This window comes from Eubacterium sp. MSJ-13 (assembly GCF_018918235.1).
In the GTDB taxonomy this organism is placed as follows: domain Bacteria; phylum Bacillota; class Clostridia; order Lachnospirales; family Lachnospiraceae; genus Butyribacter.
Genome location: NZ_JAHLQE010000072.1, coordinates 1 through 11,327 on the forward strand (window position 1 = coordinate 1; position 11,327 = coordinate 11,327).

The following is an 11,327-nucleotide window of genomic DNA, read 5'->3' on the forward strand; positions in this document are numbered from 1 at the left end:
AGCAGCTAATAGTGTTATGAGCAAGTAGCAAAGCGGATTGCGAATATCTGCTTGACTAATACACAATCATTATTGTTTGCAGAAAACAGTAAAATATACTATTCTTTGAGTAAAAAATCCCTGATTCTACCTTTGAGAGGTGTACTTTTTGCACTTAAAAGAGCTAGTATAATCACAAAAAGAAGGGAGATGCAGATTATGGATCTTATCAAAATCGGAAAATATATTGCCGGAAAACGCAAAGAAATCGGATTGACTCAGAAACAGCTTGCTGAAAAATTAGGGAAGAGTGACAAATCCGTTTCAAAATGGGAAAGAGGTATTTGTCTGCCTGATGTTTCCGTATATATGGAATTATGCAGCATATTAAACATTACCATCAATGAATTTTTGGCGGGCGAGGATATTGATGCCGTCAGTGTGGCAAAAAAATCTGAAGATACACTTATGCAGGTATCTAAGGACAGCAACCATAAACAAAGCCGTTTAAAGCGGATAATAGCAGCACTTCTTGTATTGTCAGCTATATTTCTGACAGCAGCAGGCGGATTGTTATACAACAGGTTACAACAGCCTAAAAATTATATAGAACCTTTTTATAGCGACAGCCCTGAAATAAAAACCGCTAAATTGTTTTCAGGAACAGACCAGACAATGATGTTCAAATATAATACAAAAGACTCATTTAAAGAAATGGATATTTATTTGTCAGAGTACCGCTTTGGAAAGAGAATATCACATAAAAATATTGCTAAACTGACTTATGACAAATCGTCATCAGCCAACACTGGAATTATATTGATTACTCCTAATTCCGATTATTCAGCAGCAAAACTAGTAATCACTGATGAAACCAGCCAATACTCGAATGAAAATAAAATCTTAGAAAATATTACAGACAGAAAATCCTATATGCAGGCATCAACACTCATACCCGATGCCCTAAGGATAAAACCCGGCACCGAACAAGGGATAGCCGCACTAATGTATGGTAAAAACAGCGTTAGCGCATATGCTATACAGTATATCACTAAGAATAGTATCGATGGACTTGACGAGAATAACAATGATTATATATATTATTATTCAGTTAAATTTGTGAAGTAACGATGTCAAGCTGATATTCGCAATCTGCTTTGCTACTTGCTCATAACACTGTTACACCTAAACCTTCCCCCTAGGAGTCACCCTATGCCAATCACCACATACGACCAAAAACTTTTCGCCGATGCCTGAAAAAAATCATAGCCAAAGAGCGTGAAACCAACGGTATCGGTACTTTAAAAGAAAAAACAATGCATGCAGTCCTCAAAAACTTTTACGAACCAGATATTTCACATCAGGAGATAAAAGTTGACCGTTTTGTTGCGGATATTATGCGTAATGATGAGATTATAGAGATACAGACAAGAAGTTTCAATGCTATGCGTAAGAAACTCAGTGTTTTTCTGAAAAAACATCCTGTTACCATCGTCTATCCCATCCCCCATAACAAATGGCTTTATTGGATAGATGAGGACACCGGGGAAGTCTCCAAAAAACGAAAGTCCCCCAAAACAGGAACTTTTTTTGATGCTTTTATCGAATTATATAAAATAAGTATGTTCTTATCAAATCCTAACCTGCATATCTGTCTTGTTCTTGTTGACATTGAGGAATACAGGCTTTTAAATGGATGGAATGAAACACGAAAAAAAGGTTCATCACGGTACGACCGTATACCTGTCGCACTTCATGATGAACTCTATATCAGCGGCGGCAGGGACTATGCACTCCTGCTGCCCGATAATCTCCCCGAAACATTCACCTCGAAAGACCTTGCTAAATGTGCAAAAATCCCTCTCCGCCTTGCACAGACTACACTTACCGTCTTGAAACGAACCGGTGCAGTTAAAGAAATCGGCAAAAACGGGCGGTGTATCTTATATAAAAGATAGGTACTTGAAAAACTAATTTTATACCTCCCCGTTTATCACCGGATTTCTCTTTATCCCGATAAGCAGCGGTATGACCATTATAACCCACGCAATCGGCTCAGCCCAGATGATAGCCCAATATCCGAGTACCGGTGTCAAAAATGTTGCCACAAGTACCTTACATATAAGCTCAAATGAACTTGATACAACAGGTGTCACACTATCCCCTATTCCCTGCATTGCATTTCTGAGTATACATATGACGGCTGGTATAAAATAGAGCAATGTGTCAACTCTAAGGTAAAGTGTTGCCGTGTCTATTACCTGCTGCTGCTTTGTTGCCGTTATCATCTCGACCATGTACGGCACGACAGTGTATGATAAAAGCACCATAAATGCACACCATATCCATGTAACTATCGTTACCTGCCATATTCCTTTCTTTATTCTGTCGGGTTTCTTCGCTCCCATATTCTGACCGCAGAAAGTTGCCATCGTTGTTCCAAAAACAGTAAATGGCAGCATAAAAAATTCTGAAATCTTTCTTGCCGCAGTATGTGCGACTATATAATTTGCATCGTCAAGCGAATTTATCGCTCCCTGAAGCGCAACAGAACCTATATTTATGAGCGAACTCATAAATCCCATTGAACAGCCTATAGCAAACATTGATTTTACAAGACTTTTTTCAAGTTTTATGTCCTTTATCCCAAAGTGAAGTACGGGATATTTTTTAAGCATGTATACAAAGCAGCATGCAAATGACATTATCTGTGACAGGATAGTTGCAAATGCCGCTCCCTCAACTCCCCACTTAAATCCACAAACAAACAAGATATCAAGACCTATATTAACAAATGTGGAGATTATCAGAAAAATAAGTGGAGTAATCGAATCTCCTATTGCTCTGAAAAGTCCTGCACAGACATTGTAGAGCATAGCACCCGTCATTCCCAGAAGTATTATCCTGAAATATCTGTACGCACCGTCTATCAGATTTTCGGGTGTGTTCAAAAATTCAAGTATGTTTCTTAAAAATCCCACGCTAAGTACAGTAAATACAAGTGATACCGCTATCCCCAGGACAAATGTTGCCGCTACAGCCTTTTTTATCGCTTTTTCATCTCTTGCACCATAGCTTCTCGCAACGATTATCGCAAATCCGTTTGTCATGCCGAGCAGAAAACCGATTATCATGTTGTTGAGTGAGCTTGTAGCCCCGACAGACGCAAGGGCATTTTCTCCCAGAAACTGCCCCACTATCCTCGTGTCAGCAAGGCTGTAGAACAACTGAAATATATTTCCTATCGCAATAGGGATTGCAAATCCCATTATAAGTGGCAATGTTTTTCCTTTTGTCAAATCTTTCATCTTAAATCTAACCTCATTACTTTCATTTATACCAAAACCTCATTTCTATAAATTTATCCAACAATTATAGTTACGGATATATTATTTTGTGCAGACCGCAAACCATTTTAACACACTTTTTCTGAAAGTAACATAAATTTTTTTAATGTAGTCACTGACACACAGTTTGACTGTAGTATCCGACCTGTCCGTGAACAATAAAGCTAACATAGCAAATATATTTTTCTAAAGTTTTATCTAACATTTTAAAATCCGACTCAAATTTATTTAATCAATTCATTTAAAAATCATCCAATTTATGGTAAAATAAAGATATATATACTTAGGTTAAAATACAAATCAAATGGGAGGGACATCATCATGAAATCTATCAAGACTAAAATTATCGCAGCAGTTATATTCTGCTCACTCCTTTCAACTGTTATATGTGGTGCTATAAGCATTATAAACTCTTCAAAAACATCTGTCGAAGATTCAAAAAGGCAGATGGAGATTGCATGCATTACCCAGACAGATAAATTAAATGAAACCATGCAGAATGTTGAAAACTCCGTAAATATGGTCTACAGCATGGCAAAAGCAAAGATTGACAATACCTCGATATTTTGCAGCAGCACCCGTTATGTAAATGAATATACAAAGAAAATGCTCCCTATACTTATGGAATCAGCTCAGGATACTCCCGGTGCTCTTGCCGCTTATATAAGATATAATCCTGAATTTACCGAACCCACAAGCGGATTATTTCTTACAAGAAACGATGACAAAAGTAAATTTCAGAGTGTGACTCCCACCGATTTCTCTATGTATGATCAGGATGATACAGAGCATGTAGGCTGGTATTATATCCCTGTCAAAAATAAAAAAGCAACATGGATGTCACCTTACATGAACTCCAACATAAATGTCTACATGATATCATATGTCATACCTATCTATGTTGATGGAAAGTCCATAGGTGTCGTAGGTATGGATATCAATTTCAACACATTTACCGACACAGTAAATTCAGCCAAAATATTTAAAACAGGATATTCTTTCCTCTCAGACAGCGATGGAAATATTACATATCATAGCAAAATTGATGTAGGTACAAACCTTCAAAAGACAGACAGTGGTACAAGTCCATTGGTAAGTGCACTGAAAGATTCTAAAAAAGAACAGACATTGATTTCATATTCATACAAAAATACATCCAAAGTAATGTATTACAAAACTTTACAGAATGGTATGAAATACATACTTTCAGCTCCACAGAGTGAATTAAACAATCAGTCTAATGCTCTCTCAAAACAGATTGCAGGTGGTGCATTAACTGCCATTATAATCGCTGTTGTCATAGGATTTATCATAGGTACTGCAATAACAAAACCTATCAAACAGATTGACGGTATAGTACAGGATACTGCCGATTTTAATTTTAAAAGCAATCCTGCATCTCAAAGTCTTTACAAGCATAAAGATGAAGCCGGACATATGGCATTATCACTTCACGAAATGCGCAAAAATTTACGCAATATGGTAGCAACGATACAACAGGTACAGTCAGACATAAAGAATACATCTGACCAGCTCGCAGAAATAACTGACAAAATACATACTATGAGCAGTTCAAACACTGATACAACACGCGAGATTGCCGCTGCAATGCAGGAAACTGCCGCAACTATGGAAACTGTAAATGAAACTGTCAGCGAAATAAAGCAACACGCTACAGACATTGAACAACATTCCGGTAACGGAAAGGAAACTGCCCAGACAATAAAAGAGCGGGCTCATGGTCTTGAACAAAAAACAAAACTTGCAACAGATAAGACCGTTGATATATATGAAAATGTCAAAGAAAAGATGGAAAAGGCAATGATACAGGCTAAATCAGTTGAAAAGATAAATCAGTTCACACAGACGATTCTTGAAATTTCAGAACAGACAAACCTGCTTGCGCTAAACGCTTCGATTGAGGCAGCAAGAGCTGGAGAAGCAGGAAAAGGATTTGCTGTCGTAGCAAATGAGATAGGTAATCTTGCAACCCAGACCACTGCAACTGTCAGCAATATCGAAACCATTATCGGAGAGGTAAATATCGCTGTATCTGATCTCACACAATGCCTGCAGGAAAGCACTGACTTTCTAAACGAAACAGTTTTAAATGATTATAAAGACTTTACTTCCGTTGCTAAACAGTACAACAGCGATGCCACTGTTTTTGATGACAGTATGACAGCTATAAATGAACAGATAGAAATCCTTTTAGATTCAATTGTTAATATCGCAGATTCTGTAAATACAGTCAACACAACAGTCTCAGAGACTGCTGATGGCATAAATGATATTGCAGAAAAAACCTCAGACCTCTCTACAGTTGTCGATAGCAATGAGGCTCTTGTAAATACAAATAAAGAAAATACCGATAAATTAGATAGCGTATTAACTATGTTCAGACATTAATGTTTAGAACATTATCAAGCGGATATTCGCAATCCGCTTTACTACTTGCTCATAACACTATTAGCTGCTATTGCAGCATATCGGAAGGGGACTTCCTTGATAGTGTTAAATTAAAATGGAGGTTAAAACTGTATGGATAAAATATACCTGGCCTTTTTATTCCTGATGATAATACCCATACTTATATGTATAAAATATGCAAGAAAAATAAAAAGCGATGTAGCATCTTCTATAGTCAGATGTCTTATTTTTGCGATAATAACCATCCTTGGCAACGGGTTATTTGCTCTCTGCATAAGCGAAACATTTTCATATCTTATGGAAGCTCTTTATCTGTTTTCATTCGATATGATGCTTATATACATATTACAGTACTCACAGCAATATACACTCGTATTTAATGAAGTAACACCATTTAGGACCGGATGCTTTATATTTGCTTACTTAGATGGTATCTCACTATTTTTAAATACTTTTTTTCACAACGCATTTACATTAAAAACAGTAAATTATATGAACTTTGAACTATATCATATAGATACCAAAAACATTTTTTACTATATTCACTATGTATTTGCATATTGCCTGGTATTTTGTATCGTTGCATCATTTACGATAAAAATCCTCCAGATACCATCTTTTTACCGTAAAAAATATATTCCGATACTTGCTGTAATGTGTATTATCATATTATTAAATTTTGCATGCAACATATCAGAATTTCCTGTAGACCTTTCACTTCCTTTTTTTGTATTTGCAGCAATACTTATATGCTACCTGACATTATATCGTTCTCCAAACGAGCTTATAGATAAAACACTGTCTATTGTTGTAACTGAGATGAATAACTGTGTAATCTGTTTTGATATAAACAACGACTGTGTCTATGCAAATGACAAAGCATTAAAGATGTTTGACAGTCCGTCAAATTCTCTGGCAACCATCTCAGATTATGCACAAACCTGGATAGAAGAACACAATATCAATAACCGCAACTCACTTGAATGGAGTGATGAAAAAATCATTGATAACAAAAAGCATTATTTTGATGTTGAATACAGAAAATTATTTGATAAAAAAAATGAATACATAGGTTTTTTCCTAAACCTTATTGATAATACGGAAAAACACCTTGCTTTTGAAAGAGAAAGATATCTTGCAACACACGACACACTTACAGGATTATACAATAAAAATTATTTTGCCGAAAAATCCACTGAACTTCTTAAATCAAAACCTGATGAAAAATGGCTGTTACTCAGTTCCAACATCAAAGATTTTAAGCTTATAAATGACCTCTTTGGTCTTGAAAAAGGAAATGAAGTTTTAAAGATGGAAGCTGACCTTCTCAAGGAACAATGTGGTGAGGGTATTGTCTACGGAAGGACAGGCGGTGATAAATTTGCTATATGTATTCCAAAAGCGAGATTTAAAGAACAGAATTTCACAAATGCACTGCGGACAATGGGAAAGGCGTTTAATAATGATCTGTATCATCTCCATATATATCTCGGTGTCTATGAGATCACAGATATAAACGAAGATATCTCCATAATGTGCGATAAAGCAAATCTTGCAATAAAAACACTCAATGAAAACTACGATAAATCTATAGCATATTACACCGATACGATATTCAATGATACAATCGTTGAAAAACAGCTTGTCGGTGACTTTGATAAAGCTTTAGATGAAAAACAGTTTTGTATGTACTTACAGCCGCAGATGACATCCGATGGTGAAATGCTCGGTGCAGAAGCACTTGTCAGATGGCAGCATCCAAAGCGTGGTCTTATCTTTCCAGGTGATTTTATAGAGGTATTTGAAAGAACAGGTCTTATCTACCGCCTTGACAAATTTGTCTGGGAACTTGCAATACAAAAACTTGCGGAATGGCAGAAAAACGGTCGTGATGATTTATATATATCCGTAAATATCTCTACAAAAGACTTTTATTACATGGATGTATACAACACTATCATATCAATGGTAGAAAAATACGGAATCATTCCTGCAACGCTTAAACTTGAAATCACAGAAACTGCCATTATGACTGGAACAGCAGGTGAGCTTGACATTATAAACCAATTCAGGGATTATGGTTTTCAGGTTGAGATTGATGATTTTGGAAGCGGATACTCATCTCTTAACACACTCAAAGATATGGATGTAGATGTAATAAAAATAGATATGGGCTTTTTAAGGACAACAAAACCTGAACGTATCCAAAGAAGCATGTCTATATTAAATAATATAATAGCTCTCACAAAGACACTGGGACTTGCAGTTATAACAGAGGGCGTAGAAACAAAAGAACAGGTTACAGAACTTACACAGATGGGCTGTGGAATATATCAGGGATATTATTTTTCAAAACCTATTCCTGTAAACCAGTTTGAAGACACCTATTTGTAAATGATGCTCCCATATAGTTATATAGTTAAGCGGATATTCGCAATCCGTTCTGCCACTTGCCTGATAGTGTTAAACAACACAAGACGGTCAGAAAATACAACATTTCTGACCGCCTTTTTATCTTTCCATGATTCTATTCATAATCTTTTACATTTGAACTGTCAACCTTCTCAAACGGTACCCATACATATTTCTTATCCTTTGTGGCACCTTCAAGTTCTGAAATATCATTTCCGTTTGCCAGTGCAGCTACCGCCTTAAATGCCATCTCTCCCTGACCTGTAGCAGACTGATAAACCGTAAATGCCATTTCCCCAGCTTCTATAGCCGCACATCCATCTGCTGTTGCATCAATGCCGTATATCTTTATATCGTTGAGTTTTTCTTCTTTGCACGCTTCTATGATTCCCGTTGCCATTGTATCATTGTTGCAGACAACCGCATCACACTTCTGACCTGTCTTTAAGAACTGCTTAAACATATCTTTTGCAGTTGTTTTATCCCAATCGGCATTATCCTCAAACACAAAGTTTACATTCTTTCCTGAATCATTCAATGCATTTTTCAAAGCCTCTGTTCTAGGTTTCGTTGCAGCATGTGATGACGCTCCTTTGAATATGGCTACATTTATTTCATCTGATGACTGGAAATCTTTAAGTATCGCTTCTGCCTGATATTTTCCGGCATCTTCCTCATTTGAACCAACATATATATATTTACCGGCTTCAAGTCTGTCACTGTCAGGACAGGTATTAAAGAATACAATAGGAATATCTCCTGCTATAGCCTCTACCTCAAAAGCCGTATCTATATCAACCAGACCGCATATAATCGCATCGTATTTTTCAGATACCGCTTTCTTTATGTCGCTAACCTGATTTTCAATAGAATTTTTTTCATCTATGACCTCAACCTTAGCACCTGCCTTTTCAGCCGTATCTTTCGCTTTCTGGGCAATCTGATTTCTAAAATCATCTGCCTGCGACACTGATATCAATATTTTCATTCCACTTGCATCTGTATCTGACGAACCCTTTGAACTTCCTCCACATCCGCTTAAACAGCCTATAGCTAATATAAAACACATAACTAAACTTACTAACTTCTTCATGAATATCCCTCCCTTCTTAAATCTGGAACTGATTAACCTGATTTTCAAGCTGTTGTGCCGATAACGCAAGATTATCAGCTTCTTCCTCAACAGCATCACTGTTCTTTGAAATATTCTCTGCCTGTTTAAGCATTGTTTCTGAAGTTGCAAGAATCTCGTCCGAACTTGCAGCCTGCTCCTCTGAAATAGCGGCAACATTCGTAGCAACTGCATCAACCTCATTTATCTTCTCGACCATCTCATTTATAAGAGAGCCCGTATCCTGTATGTTCTTGAATATCATATCAAATGTATCTACTGCCGTATGTATCAGCACTGCACTTCCCGATATGTCCTTAGCACTGCTGCCTGCCTGTTTCACAGCATCTGCAACAAGATTGTTTATCTGTGTTATAAGTGTCGTAATATTAGCTACTGACTCTGTGCTGCTGTTTGCAAGTTTTCCTATCTCAGAGGCAACAACAGAAAATCCTTTTCCTGCCTCACCTGCACGAGCTGCCTCAATAGATGCATTTAATGCGAGAAGGTTTGTTTGGTCTGCAATCTCTCCTATAAGGTTTATTATCTGAACAATTTCACCTGATGCACTTCCGACTTTATTTACAGCCTCCTCAAGATTGCGTATTGACTGCTCTATGCTCTCAAGTGCCTGACTTACCTGTTTCATATCCTCACGGCCTTTTTCAGACACACGCACTGTCTCGTTCATCTTATCCTCTACCTGACTTCCATCATCTTTTGTATCGGACGCGACACCTGCAAGTTTAGTCGCACTCTCAGCTATCTCATTAACAGAAAGTGAAAGCTGGTCAACAGTTGTATTTAATTCACTCATAGACTGCGACTGTATAGCTGCCGCTGAATTCATCTCACCCGAAACATTCTTGCTCGAATCCGCCTGTTCTTTAAGTTTTCCGGAAACATCTCCCATTTCCTTTATCATCTGTTTCATTGTGGCGATAAACTTCTTCACGCTCTCTCCCATAACAGCAATCTCATCATGACCTTTAACATCCATAGTAACAGTAAAATCACCTGATGTCATCTTTGTTATAACACCTGTCATAGTCTTTACAGGTTTGATAACGACATGTGTAACACGCTCAATAAGGACACAGAGTAAAAGTATACATACGACACTTATAACTATCATCGTAGTACGAAGCTGTACAAGGTCAGCCAATATCACACTCTTTGGTATATAAGATACAAGCAGCCAGTCTGTACCGTCAACTTCCTTAAACACCGTCATTTCTCCATCAATTGTTGTTGAATCGTACTTTTTAACAGTTATATTTTTGGCAAGCTGCTTATAATATTCGCTCTGGCTTCCGTCACCTATCTTCTGTGAAATAAGTTCACTGTCCCTGTTCGCGATTATAACTCCTGTGTTTTTATCAACAAGTACAGCCTCCGCTTTATTCATTTCAATAAATGAATTAACGATAATTGCAATACGGTCAAGCGTCATATCTGCCGATATAACACGCACTTTGTCAGTCCCGTCATTTATCATTGCAGAAGCACTTATCACATTCACACCCTCTGAATTTTTATAAGCAGAACCTACCTTCATATTAATCCTCGTAAGACCTTCCTTATACCATACGCTCTTTGTTACATCCGACTCCGACTTCTTTGATTCTGATGCTTTCATAAGCTTTCCCGAAGAATCCGCTATATATAACCCCTCAGGATAATTGTCATCAAATCCGTAATAGCCGTCCAGCATATTCTGTAATTCTTTATCATTTGGTTTAAGTTTTTCAATAGTTCTCTTCGCCGTCTGAAATGAAGCAATATTCTTATCAAGCCATGCCTCAATCTCATTAGCCTGATTACCTACGGAAGATTCCAAAAGATTTTCTGAATAACTTTCAATCATACCAGATGACATCTCATATGCCACAAGTACAAGTACCACTACGATAGCGACAACTACGGGAATTATGATTCCCAGAAGTTTTGTTTTGATCGACATATTCCTTTGTTTCTTCATAATATAACCCTCCTTTAACTTAAATTTCATTATACCATTTTTAACCATATGAGTGAACAAAAAAAAA

7 protein-coding genes are annotated in these 11,327 nt (G+C 37.1%); 4 read left to right on the top strand and 3 right to left on the bottom strand.

Features of this window, described 5'->3' with window-relative positions:
- Nucleotides 1-198 precede the first annotated feature (198 nt).
- On the top strand, nt 199-1,107 hold the full coding sequence (locus KQI69_RS04495) for a helix-turn-helix domain-containing protein (protein ID WP_216564136.1): 909 nt from the start codon (nt 199-201) through the stop codon (nt 1,105-1,107).
- 188 nt (nt 1,108-1,295) lie between these two features.
- Nucleotides 1,296-1,937 carry a hypothetical protein gene (locus KQI69_RS04500; RefSeq protein ID WP_253288999.1) on the top strand — a complete coding sequence of 214 codons (642 nt, stop codon included), beginning with the start codon at nt 1,296-1,298 and terminating at the stop codon, nt 1,935-1,937.
- A gap of 18 nt (nt 1,938-1,955) precedes the next feature.
- On the opposite strand, the gene KQI69_RS04505 is transcribed toward KQI69_RS04500, so the two are convergent.
- On the bottom strand, nt 1,956-3,287 hold the full coding sequence (locus KQI69_RS04505; protein WP_216564137.1) for an MATE family efflux transporter: 1,332 nt from the start codon (nt 3,285-3,287) through the stop codon (nt 1,956-1,958).
- 360 nt (nt 3,288-3,647) lie between these two features.
- Between KQI69_RS04505 and KQI69_RS04510 the strand changes: the two genes are divergently transcribed.
- Both KQI69_RS04510 and KQI69_RS04515 read left to right on the top strand, forming a co-directional pair.
- Entirely contained in the window at nt 3,648-5,735 is a 2,088-nt protein-coding gene (locus KQI69_RS04510; RefSeq protein WP_216564138.1) for a methyl-accepting chemotaxis protein, read from the top strand.
- Nucleotides 5,736-5,867: 132 nt separating this feature from the next.
- The gene (locus tag KQI69_RS04515; protein WP_216564140.1) at nt 5,868-8,150 is read left to right on the top strand and encodes a GGDEF and EAL domain-containing protein; all 2,283 of its coding nucleotides are present in this window, start codon (nt 5,868-5,870) and stop codon (nt 8,148-8,150) included.
- Nucleotides 8,151-8,283: 133 nt separating this feature from the next.
- Here KQI69_RS04515 and KQI69_RS04520 read toward each other — a convergent pair whose 3' ends face one another.
- Entirely contained in the window at nt 8,284-9,261 is a 978-nt protein-coding gene (locus tag KQI69_RS04520; RefSeq protein ID WP_216564141.1) for a sugar ABC transporter substrate-binding protein, read from the bottom strand.
- Nucleotides 9,262-9,277: 16 nt separating this feature from the next.
- Nucleotides 9,278-11,260, bottom strand: coding sequence for a methyl-accepting chemotaxis protein (locus KQI69_RS04525; RefSeq protein ID WP_216564142.1), 1,983 nt, complete (start codon nt 11,258-11,260; stop codon nt 9,278-9,280).
- Nucleotides 11,261-11,327 lie beyond the last annotated feature (67 nt).

Coding starts and splice junctions, on each gene's coding strand:
- KQI69_RS04495 (WP_216564136.1), top strand. CDS start 199: ATGGATCTTATCAAAATCGGAAAATATATTGCCGGAAAACGCAAAGAA.
- KQI69_RS04525 (WP_216564142.1), bottom strand. CDS start 11,260: ATGAAGAAACAAAGGAATATGTCGATCAAAACAAAACTTCTGGGAATC.
- KQI69_RS04510 (WP_216564138.1), top strand. CDS start 3,648: ATGAAATCTATCAAGACTAAAATTATCGCAGCAGTTATATTCTGCTCA.
- KQI69_RS04505 (WP_216564137.1), bottom strand. CDS start 3,287: ATGAAAGATTTGACAAAAGGAAAAACATTGCCACTTATAATGGGATTT.
- KQI69_RS04515 (WP_216564140.1), top strand. CDS start 5,868: ATGGATAAAATATACCTGGCCTTTTTATTCCTGATGATAATACCCATA.
- KQI69_RS04520 (WP_216564141.1), bottom strand. CDS start 9,261: ATGAAGAAGTTAGTAAGTTTAGTTATGTGTTTTATATTAGCTATAGGC.
- KQI69_RS04500 (WP_253288999.1), top strand. CDS start 1,296: ATGCATGCAGTCCTCAAAAACTTTTACGAACCAGATATTTCACATCAG.